Raw genomic sequence first — 17,090 nt, 5'->3', positions numbered from 1 at the left:
CCTTCCTCACCAAACTCGCTTGCACGCTGTCGGGGCACGTAGACCCCGCTTGGTGAACTACGTAGAGACGAGGAACGGGCAGGCCCCCCAACTCATTGACAAAAACCTCTTACGTTGGTGTCGGCCGGCGACACGCACGCTCGGCCGAGGGGGGTCTACGGGTCGCGGGGGAGACCCAGCAGCCGCTCGGCGATGATGTTGAGCTGCACCTCCGAGGTGCCACCGTAGATGGTGGTCGCGCGGCTGGCCAGCAGGTACTCTTCCCACTTGCCGGGCAGTTGCTCCGGATCGCCGATCGCGGCGTCGGTGCCGAACGTGGATACCGCGAACTCGGCGTAGCCCTGCCCGGTGCGCATCGACAACAGCTTCGAGATCGCCGCCGAAGGCATCGCGTCCCCGCCGGCGAGCGTCAACAGCGTCGAGCGCATGTTGAGCACCTTGGCGGCGTGGCCCTCGGCGATCAACTGTCCGGCCCGGTTCTGGGCGACCTGGTCGAACTTCCCGTCGCGGACGAACTCGACGAACTCGTCGAGGGTGGCCAGGAAGTTCGCGTCGCTGCCGCCGATCGAAACCCGTTCAGCGGTCAGCGTGTTGCGGCTGACTTCCCACCCCCGGTTCACCTCTCCCAGTACGAGGTCATCGGGCACGAAGACGTCGTCGATGAACACCGTGTTGAACATCGCGCCGCCGGTGAGCTCGCGCAACGGCTTCACTTCCACGCCCTCGCTGGTCATGTCCAGCAGGAAGTAGGTGATGCCGTTGTGTTTCGGGGCGTTCGGCTCCGTTCTGGCCAACAGCGCCCCCCACTGCGAGAACTGTGCGGCGGTGGTCCAGATCTTCTGGCCGGTGATCCGCCAGCCGCCGTCGACTCTGGTGGCCTTGGTGGTCAGCCCGGCCAGATCGGATCCCGCGCCCGGCTCGGAAAACAGCTGGCACCAGAATATTTCGCCGCGGAAGGTCGGCGGCAGGAAGCGTTGCTTTTGTTCCTCGGTGCCGAACGCAACGATCGACGGGACGATCCAGGCCGCGATGGCGATCTGCGGGCGGCGGACCCGTCCGGTGGTGAATTCCTGGGCGATGATGATCTGCTCGACCGGGCTGGCCGCCCGGCCCCACGGTGTGGGCAGATACGGCAGCACCCACCCGCCCTCGGCGATGGCGGTTTTGCGTTCCTCGCGGGGCATCGCCTTGAGTGCGGTGACCTCGTCGCGGATTTCGGCTCGTAGTTTTTCGGTTTCGGGGTCCAGGTCGATGTTGAGTTCGCGCATCCCGGCGCCGGTCGCGGTGTCGACCACCCGTTGGGGGTAGTCGGTGCGACGGCCAAAGGATGCGGCCAGGATCAATGCCCGCCGGTAGTAGACGTTCGTGTCGTGTTCCCAGGTGAAGCCGATACCGCCGTGCACCTGAATGCAATCCTGCGTGCAGCGCTGGGCGGCGGCCGGGGCCAGCGTCGCCGCCACCGCGGCAGCGAACTCGACCGCTGAACTTGCTCCGGTGCCGGCCTCGTCGATCGCGCGGGCGGCATCCCACACCGCGGCGGTGGCCCGCTCGGTGTCGGCGATCATCTCCGCGCACTTGTGCTTGATCGCCTGGAATTGCCCGATCGGCCTGCCGAACTGTTCGCGGATCTTGGCGTATCCCGACGCGGTGTCGGTGGCCCATCGTGCCACCCCGACGGCCTCGGCGGACAGCAGCGTGGACACCACGGCGTGTGCGGTGGTCATGGGCAGGCCGCTGAGCACGGCGTCGTCGCCGACCTCCACGGCGTTGGCACGCACATGGGCGATCGGCCGCAGCGGATCCACACTGCGGACCGGCTCGATCTCGAGTTGATCGGCGCGCAGCACAACCCACTCTTCACCGCTGTCGATCGCCACCGGCAGCACCAGCACCGAGGCCTGGCCCGCCGCGGGTACCGCCCGGGCTTCACCCCGGATCACCAGCGTGTCGCCATGCCGCGTCGCGGTCAGTCCGGACTCCAGGGCGTAGGCGGCGACCGACACGCCGGACGCCAGGTCGCCCAGCACTTTGGCTTGCTCGTCATGCGCGGCGATGAGCGCGCTGGCGATTGCCGACGGCACGAACGGCCCGGGCACCGCGCCGTAGCCGAACTCGGCGAGCACGATTGTCAGCTCGAGCATGCCGAAGCCTTGTCCCCCAACGGATTCAGCGAGATGCAACCCCTGCAGCCCTTGTTCCGCAGCGGCCTGCCAATAGGGCGGGGGATTGTCGATCGGTGTTTCCAGCGCGGCGTGCAAGACCTCCGACGGCGCTACCCGCGCCACCAGGGACCGCACCGACTCGGCCAGATCTTCATGCTCAGGAGTTATCGCGATCGGCATCGCTTGCCTTTCCTTGTCGCTGGTTCAGCCGGCCATCCCCAATCTAATAACCGGTCGGTTGGTTTACCACATGGGCCGCTCCGGACCCCGGGACGACGTGGGCGAGGACCCTCAGCGCCACCGCTTGGCAATCCACTTAGCGATCGTGTCGGCCTGCTCAGTGCGCGCTCCCGGGGTGGTGAAGTAGTGGTCGGTGTCGATCGCACACAGTGACTTGTCGATGGCGGCCACTGCGTCATAGATGCGTTGGGCGTCGGACGGGAAGACTCCGGTGTCGGCTTCGGCGTTGATCACCAGCGCCGGGCAGGTGATGCGCGCCAGGTGCGGCTCGGCCCGGGTCTGCGAGGTCCGCAGGCTCCACATCCCAAGCCAGTTGCGCAGGGTGCAGGCCGCCGCGATTCCATGCGCGGAGCGATTGGCCCCGGCCGGGACGCCGGCGTAGCACATATTGGGCTGACGCTTGGTCGGTTCGATCGTCGGGTCGACCATGCGCGGGTCGGCCCAGGTGCGCATCACCGTGAACGGTCGATCGGAAAACCCGGCGGCGCGAACACGTTTCAGTTCCTTTTCGGCCCAGTCTGTGATGGCCTGGTTGCGAGCAACCTGGGCCGATCGGTAACGCCTGACGAACTCTTCAGTGAACGGGGGGCCGTTGCTTTCGTGGAAGAGGTCAAGGTCGGGATCGGTTTCCACCGGGTCGTTTTCGTCGACGACGGCGGCGTCCATCCACGCGGTCAGCACGTCGGGGCGGCCGGGATGTGCCGCGCTGGCGACGTAGCCGTCGGCGGGGGGCAGGTCGGCCAGCCCGGCCGCCGGTCGCATACCCGACAGTGGTGTCACGTTCGGTTCTACTGCCTGTGACTGGTAGGCGGCCATCAATGATCCTCCGCCGGAATTACCCAGCAGCACAACTGTCTCCACCCCTTGTACTTCGCGCAGCCAGCGCACCCCGACGCCGATGTCGACCAGCGCGTGGTCGAGCAGAAAGCTGCTCTCAAAGCCTCGAAACCGGGTGTTCCAGCCCAGGAAGCCGATGCCGCGGGTAGCGACGTAGTCGGCGAGGTAATGCTCGGAGAAGTCGATTTGGTAATGGGTGGCGATCATCGCCACCTTCGGCTTACGTCCCACGCCGCGGTGATAAAGCCCCTGGCAGGGATGTCCGCCCGCGCCTGCACGCCGGGCAGTCGGTGATGGCAGTCCGATGAATTCGCGAATCACTCCAGGTGTGGCCACCTCAGCTGACCTCCTTGCAGTAAATGGCTCGGTAGAAGATGTTGGCCAGCGTGCCGATGCACGCCTCGTCATCGGGGTCACCGGTCACCTGCGACCGGGCACCGCTGAGCTGGATGTAACAGAACTGGTTGAACATCGCCACGATCGCCACTGCGATCAATTCCGGGTCGTCGCCGGCGCAGTAACCGTCGGCCTGGGCGCGTCGGACCGTTTCGGCGATGAAAGAAACCGGGATTGCGCATATTTCGGCCCAGTACTGCGCGAAGTCGTCGTTGACCATCGCCAGTTGCGACACACTGATCATCTCCGCGAGCCGGTTGCGGTAGCTGTGCCAGTGCGCGGACGCCGCCTCGTGAGCCCGCTCGCGATTAGACAGCCCGTGCCGGATGACGGTCGTGGCCCGCCGGTTGGCTTCGTCGCGAAACCGCAATGCCCACTGGCGAACCATTGCCTCTTTGGAGTCGTAGTAGTTGTAAAACGACGCCGTCGATCGCCCCGCCTCCGCGGCGATGTCGGCGATCGTGGCGGCCAGTATTCCTTTGCGGGCAATGACCGCCCGGGCGGCGGCGTCGATGGCGGCCTGCGTCCGTCGGCCGCGATGCGTCGGTAACTCCGCGCGCTGAGGGGGCTGTTCGGACACCGTCGACACCGACTTCGCCTCCTCTCGTCCGACCCGGTAACCCCTAGAAGAGAAGTGAACCTGATGTTAGATTCAGATCCAGATCTTCGCCACGGATCAGCGATACGGGTACGGACGGGAGCCGGGAGATGATCAAGCCGTACAACCCCAACACCGAGTTCGAACTCGGTGGGATCAACCATGTCGCGCTGGTGTGCTCGGACATGGCGCGAACGGTCGACTTCTACAGCAACGTCCTGGGCATGCCGTTGATCAAATCCCTCGATCTGCCGGGCGGGTCCGGGCAGCATTTCTTCTTCGACGCCGGCGACGGTGACTGCGTCGCGTTCTTCTGGTTCGCCGATGCACCCGAGAGGGTGCCGGGCATCTCGTCGCCCGCGGCCATCCCCGGCATCGGCGAAATCACCAGTGCGGTCAGCACGATGAACCATCTCGCCTTCCATGTCCCGGCCGAGAAATTCGATGCCTATCGACAGCGGCTCAAGGACAAGGGCGTTCGGGTCGGTCCTGTGCTCAACCACGACGAGAGCGAGATGCAGGTCTCGGCAACCGTGCATCCCGGCGTCTACGTGCGCTCGTTCTACTTCCAGGACCCCGACGGTATTACACTTGAATTCGCCTGCTGGGTAAAAGAATTCACTGATAGCGACACACAGGCTGTGCCCAAGACGGCGGCCGACCGGCGGGTGCCGGCCGACACGGTGAAGAGTTAGGCCGCTAATCCCGGTACAGCTCCGGGTCGGCCAGGTGGTCCAGGACCGACGTGAGCTGGCCGACTAGCTCCTCGGGGCCCAGCGACACGTCACCGGCCAGCCAGGCGCTGAGCGTTTGGCCGACACCCCCTACGGCGAAATGTGCCGCGGCCTTGATCCGGTCGTTTTGCCGAACCCGCAGGACACTCTCGACGTGCTGACCGGAGAGCATGGCGAACAGCGCACTGGACTCCCCGCGCTTGCGCACCAGCACCGGGTTGGCCGGTTGCGAGCTGAACAGCAGACGGCCGACGCGAGGGTCGGCGTCGATGGTCCGCACGATGTTGGCCATGCCGGCCCGCGTTTGCGCCACGGGCGCTGCCGCGGCCACGGCGGCCTGGGTGGTGGCGGCAAGGTCGGCGATTACCCAGTCGAAGACCGCGCCGACGAATTCGTCCTTGTTCGCAAAGCTCTCGTAGAAGTAGCGGGCGGCCACGCCGGCCCGGCTGCAGATGCCGCGGACGGTTAGCTCGGGGATCTCCTGCTGCTCGGCGCCCAGCAGATCCAGGCCCGCGGCCAGCAGGCGATTACGGCGTCCGGCCAGCCGGTCGGCGGGTCTCACGCCCCGATAGGGCCGCACATTCGTCGCCGCCACTGAACCCATGGGCACCATCTTGACATCCCGCGCCATTGCCGGGCAATATCAGGAAACAAGCGTTCTCACAATTAGCGAGCAGGTGTGGTGATGGCAGTCCAGCATGTCGAGCGTGCGGTAAGCGATCCGCCGATCCCCCGATTGGCGCGCCGCCGGCCGCGGCGCGCACCCAGCATCGACGACCAATTGATGGGTATGGCGCTGCTGCTCGGGCCGGCCAACGTGATCATGCAGTTGGCACTGCCGGGCGTGGGCTACGGCGTGCTGGAGAGCCGGGTGGAGAGCGGCCGGGTGGATCGTCATCCGATCAAGCGGGCCCGCACCACGTTCACCTACCTCGCAGTGGCCATGGCGGGCAGTGATGCCCAGAAAGCGGCGTTTCGCCGGGCGGTGAACCGCGTGCACGCCGAGGTCTTCTCGACCGACGACAGCCCGGTCAGCTACAACGCGTTCGACCCGGAGCTACAGCTGTGGGTGGCGGCATGCCTGTACAAGGGCGGCGTCGACTTCTATCGGATGTTCGTCGGCGAGATGGACGAGGACGACGCCGAACGGCATTACCGCGAGGCTGTGGTGCTCGGCACCACGCTGCAGGTGCCGCCGGAGATGTGGCCGGCGGATCGCGCGGCGTTCGACCGGTACTGGCAGGAGTCGCTGGACAAGGTCCACATCGACGACACGGTCCGCGATTATCTCTATCCGATCGCGGTGGGCCGGGTGCGTGGCCTGACGTTGCCCGGTCCACTGCAGCGGTTGGCGGACAAGCCCGGACTGCTGATAACCACCGGTTTTCTGCCGCAACGGTTCCGCGACGAGATGCACTTTCCGTGGGACGCGGCCAAGCAGCGGCGGTTCGACCGGCTGATCGCCGTGCTGCGCACGGTCAACAACCTGATGCCGCCCTTTGCTCGCCAGTTCCCGTTCAACCTGCTGCTGTGGGATCTGGACCGGCGCATCAGGACCGGTCGGCCGTTGGTCTAAACACGCGCACTGACGTGAACCGCGCGAAGTCTCGGTCCAGAGTTACGACTTCACAGTGGTGCTCGACGGCGATGGAACCAGGACAGCGTCGGGAATCAGGTCGCCGGACGCGTCGGCATTGTCGCAGACTGCCGCAACAGTGTGAGGTGTCGTGGGCCGGGGTTCGTCGGCAGATGGTGGGGTTGCGCGATGGTGGCGTCGAGGAACGCGAATGCATCGGCCCGGGTGGACGGCTTGGTGATTCGCATGGTCACGGCGGTGGACGGCCAGCAGCACGTTGACGTCTAGCAGAAACATTCCTTATTCAAAGCTCACTTGCGCGAGTTCAGGTCCATGCCCTCGTCGAGAACCTCATATAAGGGCCTGTTCGAGGTCAGGTCGACTCCCGGCTGGGGACCGGTGCCACCGTCGAACACGGGAACCGTAGGCCGCGCGTCCGCGTCGGGACGAGTAGCCAGTTCACGGCGAAGAGCATCCTCAATCACCGAGCCCAGCGATTGACCCCGCTCGCGAGCCCGACGCTTGGCCGCCGCGAGTAGCTCATCGGCGATCGACACGGTGGTGCGCATGATGCTGAGGGTATCGCGTCAACATCATCGCCCAGTCAAGCTGCCGCCGCGGCCTCAAATAACGCGCGCAGGGTTGTGGAGATCTGCTGGACGGCCTCATCGATGGTGCTCATGGGCTGCCACAGATGGCTGAATGTTAAGCGGAAGTCGACTTCGACGATCGACTTCAACTGCCGGTCGACTGGATCGGGAACATCGTAGAACTCCCGGACGGCTGTCGCGATTGTTTCCATCGCACCGCCCCAGATCGGCCGTGGTCCCGTGATCAGTAATGGAGTCAGGCCGACCTCCGCATCGCGTGCCCTGGCCAACATCGCTTTGACCAGGGCATCGTCGGCGCCGGCGCGCAAGGTGAAGGCTGCGCCGGCCGTAAGACCGGCCACCACGTCATCGGGGTGGGCCCGCATCGCGGAAATGACCCCGGTGATGAATCGGTCGGTCTCCCGTTGGACCAGGGCTTCGCCCAATGCCTGCTTCGCGCCGATCTCCTTGTACAGCACTTGTCGACTGATACCGACCGTGGCGGCGATCTGCGACATGTTCACCGCGCGCCAGCCCTCCGCACAGATGAGCGCGTACGCGGCATCCAAAACCCGGTCGCGCAATAACTGGCGCACCTCGGCCTGAAAATTCGGCGCATTCGACATACCCAGAGAGTACGACAGAGATATCGATGATGTCGGTATTGACACAAGTATCCCAATGTTGTATACAATCAGAACAACGATGGCAAAGTTGTAATCAGGAGCGGGTCGCGAGAGTCAATCGGGATGATGCGTGGAATCGGGACACGTGCGCCGTGAGGTGTCTAGAGGCGGAGATGGCGCGGCGGGCCCAGTGGCAAGCCGCTGACGGAAACCTGGTCAGAGATGCGGTAGCCAATCTGTCCCGCGAGCACCGCGCGATGATCTACCGGTCCTACTACCTCGGACAGACAACGACGCAAATTGCAGCCGAACTGCGTACCAAGGACGACATCGTCAAGCACGAACTGCACCGCGCGCTGCACGCGTTACGGGCGACCCTGCACGAGAGCGACATGCTCCGGTGACGGTGTCGCTGCGGCGCCGGTAGGCGCGTCCAGAACGTTGTCGATGTGCATGACGAGTTGCCACCAGACACCGTGGCGTAGCGTCGGTTACGTGCGTACTGAAGGTGACAACTGGGACATCACAACGAGTGTCGGAATGACCGCGTTGAACGTGGCAGCCGCGCGAGCATTGGAAGCACAAAAGGCCGACCCACTGGCCGTCGACCCGTTTGCCGAGGGGTTCTGCCGCGCGGTCGGCGGTGATTGGGCGGCCGTGCTCGACGGCGAGGCTCCCCGTCACCAGTTGGCGAGCGAATGGGGCCAGCATTTCGTCAACTTCCAAGGCGCCCGCACCCGGTATTTCGACGACTACTTTCGGCGGGCCGCCGGCGCCGGCGTCCGGCAGGTGGTCATCCTGGCGGCGGGTTTGGGCTCGCGGGCCTACCGGCTGCCGTGGCCCGACGGGACGACGATCTTCGAGTTGGACCGTCCGCAGGTCCTCGACTTCAAGCGTGAGGTGCTCGCAGGGCAGGGCGCCCAACCCAACGCCGAGCGCCGGGAGGTTGCCGTCGACCTGCGTGAGGACTGGCCACAAGCGTTGCGGGACGGCGGATTCGACCCCGCGAGACCGTCGGCCTGGATCGCCGAGGGTCTGCTGATTTATCTCCCGGCCGCCGCGCAGCAAAAGTTGTTCACCGGAATCGACTCGCTGGCCGCGCCCGGCAGCCATGTCGCCATTGAGGACGGCCAGCCGATGGCACCCAACGAGTTCACAGCCGCCGTCGAGGAAGAGCGCGCAGCGAATGCCCAGGGCGACCAGCGGCTGTTCTTCCAGCTGGTCTACAACGAACAGCACGCTCCGGCCGAGCAGTGGTTCGGCGAGCACGGCTGGACCACGTCCGCGACGCCGTTGGCCGATTATCTGCGTTCGGTTGGCAGGCCGGTGCCCGGGCCGGGCACCGAGGCCGGGCCGATGATCGCCCGCAACACGCTGGTCAGCGCCGTCAAGGCGTGATCCGGCGCGCGTAATCGGACCCGGCGCGCTGAGTGGTGCGTGATAGACCTGCAGTTCCGTAGATACGGATTGAATAGCCAGCCAACGTAGCTTTCGCGGAAACGTGCGATATTCAACTCCGCATTTGCAGATAGGATCTGATGCGTGCCAATCACCCGCGCTTCCCGAGGTGTGGAAGTGCTCATTCCCAGCGACGGCACCGCCGAAGCGATCGATTGGTGCCGCCACTCATGGAACCGATCCGCCCCCTCCGGCCGACTACTTGTCCGAAATCGGTCTACCTAATGACACCCATTTTCATTAGTAGCCGACCGGTGCGGTACTGTCCCGACGGAGCCGCATCGAAAATGATTTTCATTATGATCCGGAAAAGAGCCAGTAGGGAGGCTGCGATGCCCGCTCATCCGCGGCGGTTGGGTCCTGGCGTGGACGTGACCGAGGCCGGATATTGGCGCATCCCGTGTCTCGACACTTAGCTTATGCAATGCTAACTTCAGCCAAGTTAGGTAGCACTAACAAGAAGAGGAGACTGGGCGCGTGGACAGCGCTGATGCCGACATGCTCGTGACACGGCGCGTCACCCCGCGGGTGGACGACGACGTCGTCAGCCGATTCGCCACCTGCTGCCGGGCGCTCGGTCTGACGGTCTACGAGCGACGACGCCCGGCAGACCTGGCCGCCGCTCAATCCGGATTCGCCGCGCTCACCCGTATCGCGCACGATCAGTGCGATGCCTGGACCGGGCTGGCTGCCGCCGGTGACGTATCCGCCGTTGTGCTGGAAGCGGTTTGGCGCAACGCGGCCACCGCCGGCGTGCTGCAGCGCCACGTGGAGCTGGCACCCGGCGCCCTGGGTTTCCACTACGACACCGGACTGTATCTACGATTCCGGGCTACCGAGCCCGACGATTTCCACCTCGCGTATGCCGCGGCACTGGCCGCCGAGCGGCGCTACGCCGACGCATATCAACTGGTCTCCGACATCATTGGGCGCCGGCCGGGCTGGCGGGATGCCCGCTGGGTTGCGGCCGCGATCCAGTACCGCAGCCAGCGCTGGTCGGATGTCGTCAAGCTGCTGACCCCGATCGTCAACGATTCCGGCCTCGACGTCCTCTACGCGCACGCCGCGAAGATCACCCTGGGCATCGCGCTGGCCCGGCTGGGCATGTTCGCGCCGGCGTTGTCGTACCTCGAGGAGCCGGAGGGGCCGATCGCGGTCGCCGCGGTCGACGGCGCACTGGCCAAAGCGCTGGTGCTGCGCGCGCACGTCGACGAGGACAGCGCCGGTGAGGTCCTGCAGGATCTCTACGCGGCCAATCCCGAGAACGAGCAAGTCGAGCATGCGCTGACGGACTCCAGCTTCGGGATCGTCACCACCACCTCGGCCCGCATCGAAGCCCGCACCGATCCCTGGGATCCGGAGTCCGAACCCAGCGCTGAGGACTTCGTCGATCCCGAGGCGCGTGAGCGTAAGGCGATGCTGCTCACCGAGGCCGAACGTCAGCTGGCCGAGTTCATCGGTCTGGACCAGGTCAAAAACCAGGTGGCGCGGCTGAAGAGCTCGGTGGCCATGGAATTGGTGCGCAAGCAGCGCGGGCTGACGGTCGCGCAACGCACCCACCACTTGGTCTTCACCGGGCCGCCGGGGACGGGCAAGACCACCATTGCCCGGGTGGTCGCCAAAATCTATTGCGGTCTGGGCCTTTTGAAGAAGGAAAACATCAAAGAGGTGCACCGCGCCGACCTCATCGGCCAGCACATCGGCGAGACCGAGGCCAAAACCAATGCGATCATCGACAGCGCCCTGGACGGGGTGCTGTTCCTCGACGAGGCGTACGCGTTGGTGGCCACCGGCGCCAAGAACGACTTCGGTCTGGTAGCCATCGACACGTTGCTGGCCCGGATGGAAAACGACCGCGACAGGTTGGTGGTCATCGTCGCCGGCTACCGCGCCGACCTCGACAAGTTCCTCGACACCAACGAAGGCCTGCGCTCGCGTTTCACCCGCAGCATCGACTTCCCGTCCTACACACCGGCGGAATTGGTCGAGATTGCCCACAAGATGGCCGAGCAACGCGACAGCGCCTTCGAACAAGCGGCCCTCGATGATATGGAGGGGTTGTTCGGGCACTTGGCCGCAACATCGAAGCCCGACTTCAATGGCGTTTCGCGGCGCTGCCTGGATATCGCGGGCAACGGCCGGTTCGTCCGCAACCTCGTGGAAAAGTCCGAGGAGGAACGCGAATTCCGGTTGGATCACTCCGAGCAGGCCGGCACCGGTGAGTTCACCGACGACGAGTTGATCACGATCACCGCCGGTGATGTCGTCAACACTGTGGAGCCGCTGCTGAGTGGTCTCGGGCTGGAGGTCCCGGCATGACCGGTAATGAGCCGGACGACGAACGGCGCTCGTTCGCCTCCCGCACCCCGGTCAACGATAATCCCGACAAGGTCGTCTATCGCCGCGGTTTCGTCACCCGTCACCAGGTCAGCGGCTGGCGGTTCGTAATGCGCCGGATCGCCTCGGGGGTGGCGCTGCATGACACCCGGATGCTCGTCGAGCCGTTGCGCACCCAGACCCGCGCACTGTTGATGGGCGCGCTGATCGTGATTACCGCACTGGTGGGCTGTTTCGTGTTCTCGCTGATCCGGCCCAACGCGTCGGTGGCCAATAACGCCGTGCTGGCCGACCGGTCCACCGCCGCGCTGTACGTGCGGGTGGGCGAGCAGCTGCACCCGGTGCTCAACTTGACCTCGGCCCGGCTGATCGTCGGCCGACCGGTTAACCCGACCACAGTCAGAAGCAGTGAGCTGGACCAGTTTCCGCGCGGCAACCTGATCGGCATCCCGGGCGCGCCGCAGCGGATGATGCAGAGCACCGCCAAGGACGCCGACTGGACGGTATGCGACGCCGCAGCCGGCCTTGCGGTCGGCGTCACGGTAATCGCGGGCCGGCCCGACAGCAGCGGCGTGCGAGCCGCGCCGCTGGGCCACCAGGACGCGGTGCTGGTCGACGACGGCAAGAGCAGGTGGCTGCTGTGGGACGGCAAGCGCAGCCGGATCGACCTGGCCGACCGGGCCGTGACCAGCGCGCTGGGCTTCGGTAGCGAGGTGCCCGCAACGCGGCCGATCGCCGCAGGCCTGTTCAACGCGATTCCCGAAGCGCCGGCGTTGACTGTTCCGACCATTCCCGGCGCGGGCGACCCGCCGAAATTCAGCCTGCCGCTGTCCGCGCCGGTTGGAACTGTGGTCGTGGCGCACGCGTTAGCCGAAAACACCGCTGACACCATGCTGTACTACGCGGTGCTGCCCGATGGCCTGCAACCGATCTCGCCGGTGCTCGCCGCGATACTGCGCAATGCCGATTCCCACGGTTTCGAGCAGCCGCCGCGGCTGGCCGCCGATCAGATCGCCCGGCTGCCGGTGTCACGGTCCCTGGACACCGGCCGCTATCCCGAGCGGCGGATCAGCCTCATCGACGCCGGCCGCAATCCGGTCACCTGCGCGCTCTGGAGCAAACCGAACGGGGCAGCCATCAGCTCACTGACTCTGCTGTCCGGCTCGGCACTTCCGGTGTCCGATGGCGTACACACCGAAGATCTGGTCGGGGCGGGTGTCGGCGGCGTGGCGACCCGCGTCGCACTGCCGCCCGGCACCGGCTATTTCACTCAGACCGTCGGCCAAACTGCGACATCGCCGACCGCCGGTTCGCTGTTCTGGATCGCCGACACCGGCGTGCGCTACGGCATAGATAACGAAGCGGACACCACCGGGCACGGCAAAAGCGTTGAGGCCCTTGGCCTGAACCCACCTCCCACTCCAGTTCCGTGGTCGATGCTGTCGCTGTTCGCGCCCGGTCCGACGCTGTCGCGCGCCGATGCGCTGCTTGCCCACGATGGCCTGGCGCCCGACACCCGGCCCGGTCGCGCACCCTCAGCCCTAGGGGTAGCACCCGCTAGCGGGGGAGAGACCCGATGAGCCGACTGATCTTCGAAACGCGTCGCCGGCTGCCGTCGCCGGGGACGCGCAAGGGCACCATCACCATCGAAGCGCCCCCCGAGCTGCCCCGGGTGATTCCGCCGTCGTTTATGCAGCGTGCACTGCCCATCGTGATCGTCTTGCTGATCGTCGGCATGATCATCGCGATCGTTGCCGCCGGCGTGCGGCTGTTCTCACCGATGATGCTGTTTTTCCCGTTCGTCATCCTGTTGGCTGCCACCGGGCTTTACCGCGGCGGCGGCGACAAGAAAGCCCGCACCGTGGAGGTCGATGCCGAACGGGCGGACTACCTGCGTTACCTGTCGGTGGTGCGGGACAACATCCGGGCGCAGGCGGCCAGCCAACGCGCCACCGCGCAATGGTCGCATCCGGCGCCGGCCGACCTTGCCGCGATACCGGGCTCGCGGCGACAGTGGGAGCGTGACCCGCACGACGCCGACTTCCTGGTGGTGCGAGCCGGGCTGCATTCGGCCGCATTGGACGCCGCGTTGCGTGTCAGCGACACCGCTGACGAAATCGATCTGGAGCCGGTGTCACACAGCGCATTACGCAGCTTACTGGAGACCCAGCGCACCGTGCGCGAGGTGCCGACCGGTATCGATTTGACCAAGGTGTCGCGCATCACCGTGCTCGGCGAACCCGACGAGGTACGCGCTGCGCTGCGCGCCTGGATCGCTCAGGCAACCACCTGGCACGACCCGACGGTGCTCGGCGTCGCGACGGCCGCACCCGGGCTGGAGGCACCGCAGTGGTCATGGCTGAAGTGGTTGCCGCATGCCGATATTCCCGGCCGGCTCGACGGGGTCGGCCCGGCCCGCTACCTGACCACCAACCCCGACGAACTGGCCTCGTTACTCGGCCCGGCGCTGGCCGATCGCCCGGCATTCACCGGCGGGCCGGCCGACGCGCTGCGGCACTTGCTGGTTCTCGTTGACGACCCGGACTACGACCTGGCCGCCTCGCCGCTGGCCGTGGGCCGCGCGGGAGTCACCGTCGTGCAGCGTTCGACCACGCCGCCGCACCGCGAACAGTATTCGGATCCGGAACGACCGATCCTGCGCATCGCTGACGGCGCCATCGACCGCTGGCAGACCGGCGGATGGCAGCGGTACATCGACACCGCCGACCAGTTCGGGGCCGACGACGCCGCCCACCTCGCGAGGCGGCTGTCCCGCTGGGACTCCGACCCGACGCACAGCGGGTTGCAGTCGGCAGCCATTCGCGGTGCCACTTTCACTACCTTGCTGGGTATCCGGGATGCGTCTCAACTCGACGTGCCGACACTGTGGGCGACGCGACGCCGCGACGACGAATTGCGAGTCCCGATCGGGGTCACCGCAACCGGCGAGCCGCTGGTCTTCGACCTCAAGGACGAAGCCGAGGGCGGGATGGGCCCGCACGGCCTGATGATCGGTATGACGGGCTCCGGCAAGTCGCAGACCCTGATGTCGATGCTGTTGTCGCTGTTGACAACCCACTCCGCTGACCGGCTGATCGTAATCTACGCCGACTTCAAGGGTGAGGCCGGCGCCGACAGCTTCCGGCACTTCCCGCAGGTCGTCGCGGTGATCTCGAACATGGCCGAGAAGAAGTCGCTGGCGGACCGGTTCGCCGATACGTTACGCGGCGAGGTGGCCCGTCGCGAGGTGCTGCTGCGTGAGGCCGGCCGCCGGGTCCAGGGCAGCGCGTTCAACTCGGTGACCGAATACGAGAACGCGATCGCAGCCGGACATGACCTGGCGCCGATCCCGACGCTGTTCGTGGTTGCCGACGAGTTCACTCTGATGCTGGCCGATCACCCGGAATACGCGGAGCTGTTCGACTACGTTGCCCGTAAAGGCCGCTCGTTCCGCATCCACATCTTGTTCGCGTCCCAGACGCTGGACGTTGGAAAGATCAAGGACATCGACAAGAACACCTCCTACCGAATCGGTCTGAAGGTGGCCAGTCCCGCGGTTTCCCGCCAGATCATCGGTGTAGAAGACGCCTATCACATCGAGTCCGGTAAAGAACACAAGGGCGTGGGCTTTCTGGTGCCGGCCCCGGGTGCGGCGCCGATCAAGTTCCGTAGCACCTATGTCGACGGCATCTACGATCCGCCACGCTCAGCCAAAACACTTGTGGTGCAGTCGGTCCCCGAGCCGAAGCTGTTCAGTGCCGGGTGGGTGGAGCCTGATCAGAACACCATCGTCGCCGACAGTGACGAAGACGAACCGGCCGGTCCGCCACGCAAACTGGTCGCCACGGTTGGTGACCAGTTGGCCTCCTACGGTCCGCACGCCCCGGAACTGTGGCTGCCGCCGCTTGACGAGCCGATCCCGCTGGCTGCGGTGCTGGCACGCGCCGCGATCCCCCAACAGCAGCGGCGCTGGCCGCTTGGTGAAATCGACAAGCCTTTCGAGATGCGGCGCGATCAGCTGGTGTTCGATGCTCGGTCGGCAGCCGGCAACATGGTAATCCACGGCGGTACCAAGTCCGGTAAATCGTCGGCGCTGCAAGCGTTTATCCTGTCAGCAGCCAGCCTGCACTCACCCCGTGAGGTTAGTTTCTACTGCCTGGACTACGGTGGCGGACAGCTGCGGGCAACCGAAGATCTGGCCCATGTCGGCAGCGTGGCCACGCCGCTGGAACCGGAACGCATCCGTCGCACCTTCGGCGAGCTCGAGCAGCTGTTGCGGTCGCGTCAGCAGCGTGAGGTGTTCCGGGACCGGCAACTGTCCGATGACGGGTTCGGTGAGGTGTTTTTGGTCATCGATAATCTGTATGCCTTCAGCCGGGACAACACCGATCAGTTCAACACCCGAAACCCGTTGTTGGCCAAGGTCACCGAACTTGTCAACATCGGACTGGCCTACGGCATCCACGTGATCATCACCACCCCGAGCTGGCTGGAGGTGCCACTGGCGATGCGGGACGGCCTCGGGCTGCGATTGGAGCTCAAGCTGCACGACGCCCGCGACAGCAATGTGCGGCTGATCGGCGCGCTGCGGCGCCCGGCCGAGGCCGTGCCGGCGGACCAGCCCGGTCGTGGACTCACCATGGCCGCCGAGCACTTTCTGTTCGCGAAGCCCGACCTGAACCAGGTGGCGGCGATCAACGCCCGGCATGCCGGCGTGACCGCGCCGCCGGTGCGGTTGCTGCCCGCCAACCTTGCAGCGGCAGCGGTCGGCACCCTGTACCGGGGCCCCGACCGGGTCGTCATCGGGCAGCGCGAAGAGGACTTGGCGGCAGTCGAACTCAACTTGGCCGCCAACCCGTTGCTGATGGTGCTCGGTGACGGCAAGTCCGGTAAGACGACGTTGCTGCGCCACATCATCCGCACTATCCGGGACAACTCCAGCCCCGAGCGCGTGGCGTTCACCGTGCTGGACCGGCGGCTACACCTCGTCGACGAGCCGCTGTTCGCCGACAACGAATACACCGCGAACGTCGACCGCGTGATCCCGGCGATGCTCGGCCTGTCCGCACTGATCGAGAAGCGGCAACCGCCGGCCGGCCTGTCGGTGTCCGAACTTTCCGGATGGTCATACACCGGCCACACCCACTACCTGATCATCGACGACGTCGATCAGATCCCGGATACTCCGGCGATGACCGGTCCCTTCGTCGGACAGCGACCATGGTCCCCGCTGATCGGGTTGTTGGGGCAGGCCGGTGATCTGGGCCTGCGGGTGATCGTCACGGCACGTGCCAGCGGGTCGGCGCACGGGCTGATGACCAACCCGCTGCTGCGCCGGTTCAACGACCTGCAGGCGACCATGTTGATGCTGTCGGGCAATCCGGTCGACGGCGGCAAGATCCGCGGCCAGCGATTCGATCGGCTGCCGCCCGGGCGGGCGGTCTTGTTGGACGACAGCGATGGTCCGACGTACGTGCAATTGGTCAACCCCCTCGTCGACGAAGGTGTGACCGTCGATGGTCGATGAGGTTCAGCG

13 protein-coding genes and 1 pseudogene are annotated in these 17,090 nt (G+C 65.8%); 7 read left to right on the top strand and 7 right to left on the bottom strand.

The genetic code is table 11. The features are described from left to right. Window positions 1-155: 155 nt before the first annotated feature. The 3 genes from ACRDTL_RS02530 to ACRDTL_RS02520 form a co-directional block, all read right to left on the bottom strand. Window positions 156-2,342, bottom strand: a complete 2,187-nt coding sequence (locus ACRDTL_RS02530; RefSeq protein ID WP_431505141.1) for an acyl-CoA dehydrogenase — start codon at window positions 2,340-2,342, stop codon at window positions 156-158. Between the two features lie 111 nt (window positions 2,343-2,453). After that, window positions 2,454-3,575, bottom strand: a complete 1,122-nt coding sequence (locus ACRDTL_RS02525) for an alpha/beta hydrolase (RefSeq protein WP_431505140.1) — start codon at window positions 3,573-3,575, stop codon at window positions 2,454-2,456. A 1-nt stretch (window position 3,576) separates the two neighbouring features. Further along, complete coding sequence (locus ACRDTL_RS02520; protein ID WP_431505149.1) at window positions 3,577-4,215, bottom strand: TetR/AcrR family transcriptional regulator; 639 nt, start codon at window positions 4,213-4,215, stop codon at window positions 3,577-3,579. Between the two features lie 128 nt (window positions 4,216-4,343). On the opposite strand from ACRDTL_RS02520, the gene ACRDTL_RS02515 reads away from it, so the two are divergent. Further along, window positions 4,344-4,928, top strand: coding sequence for a VOC family protein (locus tag ACRDTL_RS02515; protein WP_431505139.1), 585 nt, complete (start codon window positions 4,344-4,346; stop codon window positions 4,926-4,928). A gap of 4 nt (window positions 4,929-4,932) precedes the next feature. Here the strand turns inward: ACRDTL_RS02515 and ACRDTL_RS02510 are convergent, their stop codons facing one another. Then, window positions 4,933-5,571 carry a TetR/AcrR family transcriptional regulator gene (locus ACRDTL_RS02510; protein WP_431505138.1) on the bottom strand — a complete coding sequence of 213 codons (639 nt, stop codon included), beginning with the start codon at window positions 5,569-5,571 and terminating at the stop codon, window positions 4,933-4,935. Window positions 5,572-5,652: 81 nt separating this feature from the next. Here ACRDTL_RS02510 and ACRDTL_RS02505 point away from each other — a divergent pair, with 81 nt between their 5' ends. Beyond that, the gene (locus tag ACRDTL_RS02505) at window positions 5,653-6,543 is read left to right on the top strand and encodes an oxygenase MpaB family protein (RefSeq protein ID WP_431505137.1); all 891 of its coding nucleotides are present in this window, start codon (window positions 5,653-5,655) and stop codon (window positions 6,541-6,543) included. Here ACRDTL_RS02505 and ACRDTL_RS02500 read toward each other — a convergent pair. The 3 genes and pseudogenes from ACRDTL_RS02500 to ACRDTL_RS02490 form a co-directional block, all read right to left on the bottom strand. After that, a pseudogene (locus ACRDTL_RS02500) lies at window positions 6,518-6,776 on the bottom strand (type II toxin-antitoxin system VapC family toxin); the annotation flags it as partial. The gene ACRDTL_RS02505 and the pseudogene ACRDTL_RS02500 overlap by 26 nt on opposite strands. A gap of 78 nt (window positions 6,777-6,854) precedes the next feature. Beyond that, window positions 6,855-7,112, bottom strand: coding sequence for a ribbon-helix-helix protein, CopG family (locus ACRDTL_RS02495; RefSeq protein WP_431505136.1), 258 nt, complete (start codon window positions 7,110-7,112; stop codon window positions 6,855-6,857). 35 nt (window positions 7,113-7,147) lie between these two features. Continuing rightward, on the bottom strand, window positions 7,148-7,759 hold the full coding sequence (locus ACRDTL_RS02490) for a TetR family transcriptional regulator (protein WP_431505135.1): 612 nt from the start codon (window positions 7,757-7,759) through the stop codon (window positions 7,148-7,150). A gap of 152 nt (window positions 7,760-7,911) precedes the next feature. On the opposite strand from ACRDTL_RS02490, the gene ACRDTL_RS02485 reads away from it, so the two are divergent. From ACRDTL_RS02485 to eccCa, 5 genes are all read left to right on the top strand, one after another. Continuing rightward, a complete protein-coding gene (locus ACRDTL_RS02485) occupies window positions 7,912-8,163 on the top strand; it encodes a sigma factor-like helix-turn-helix DNA-binding protein (protein ID WP_431505134.1) in 252 nt (83 codons plus the stop codon). A 91-nt stretch (window positions 8,164-8,254) separates the two neighbouring features. Further along, a complete protein-coding gene (locus tag ACRDTL_RS02480; protein ID WP_431505133.1) occupies window positions 8,255-9,157 on the top strand; it encodes a class I SAM-dependent methyltransferase in 903 nt (300 codons plus the stop codon). Between the two features lie 558 nt (window positions 9,158-9,715). After that, a complete protein-coding gene (gene eccA / locus ACRDTL_RS02475) occupies window positions 9,716-11,536 on the top strand; it encodes a type VII secretion AAA-ATPase EccA (RefSeq protein WP_431505148.1) in 1,821 nt (606 codons plus the stop codon). Continuing rightward, complete coding sequence (gene eccB / locus ACRDTL_RS02470) at window positions 11,533-13,134, top strand: type VII secretion protein EccB (RefSeq protein WP_431505132.1); 1,602 nt, start codon at window positions 11,533-11,535, stop codon at window positions 13,132-13,134. The genes eccA and eccB overlap by 4 nt, the downstream gene beginning before the upstream one ends. Beyond that, complete coding sequence (gene eccCa, locus ACRDTL_RS02465) at window positions 13,131-17,081, top strand: type VII secretion protein EccCa (protein WP_431505131.1); 3,951 nt, start codon at window positions 13,131-13,133, stop codon at window positions 17,079-17,081. The genes eccB and eccCa overlap by 4 nt, the downstream gene beginning before the upstream one ends. Window positions 17,082-17,090 lie beyond the last annotated feature (9 nt).

It is taken from the genome of Mycobacterium sp. (assembly GCF_050700595.1).
GTDB lineage: Bacteria > Actinomycetota > Actinomycetes > Mycobacteriales > Mycobacteriaceae > Mycobacterium.
The sequence above is the reverse complement of the archived record's forward strand: the minus strand, read 5'-3'. Positions and strand labels throughout refer to the sequence as shown.

Excerpts from the sequence above, each read along its gene's own strand:
- ACRDTL_RS02515 (WP_431505139.1), top strand. The coding sequence starts at position 4,344 with ATGATCAAGCCGTACAACCCCAACACCGAGTTCGAACTCGGTGGGATC.
- ACRDTL_RS02530 (WP_431505141.1), bottom strand. The coding sequence starts at position 2,342 with ATGCCGATCGCGATAACTCCTGAGCATGAAGATCTGGCCGAGTCGGTG.
- eccA (WP_431505148.1), top strand. The coding sequence starts at position 9,716 with ATGCTCGTGACACGGCGCGTCACCCCGCGGGTGGACGACGACGTCGTC.
- ACRDTL_RS02490 (WP_431505135.1), bottom strand. The coding sequence starts at position 7,759 with ATGTCGAATGCGCCGAATTTTCAGGCCGAGGTGCGCCAGTTATTGCGC.
- ACRDTL_RS02495 (WP_431505136.1), bottom strand. The coding sequence starts at position 7,112 with ATGCGCACCACCGTGTCGATCGCCGATGAGCTACTCGCGGCGGCCAAG.
- eccB (WP_431505132.1), top strand. The coding sequence starts at position 11,533 with ATGACCGGTAATGAGCCGGACGACGAACGGCGCTCGTTCGCCTCCCGC.
- eccCa (WP_431505131.1), top strand. The coding sequence starts at position 13,131 with ATGAGCCGACTGATCTTCGAAACGCGTCGCCGGCTGCCGTCGCCGGGG.
- ACRDTL_RS02510 (WP_431505138.1), bottom strand. The coding sequence starts at position 5,571 with ATGGGTTCAGTGGCGGCGACGAATGTGCGGCCCTATCGGGGCGTGAGA.
- ACRDTL_RS02505 (WP_431505137.1), top strand. The coding sequence starts at position 5,653 with ATGGCAGTCCAGCATGTCGAGCGTGCGGTAAGCGATCCGCCGATCCCC.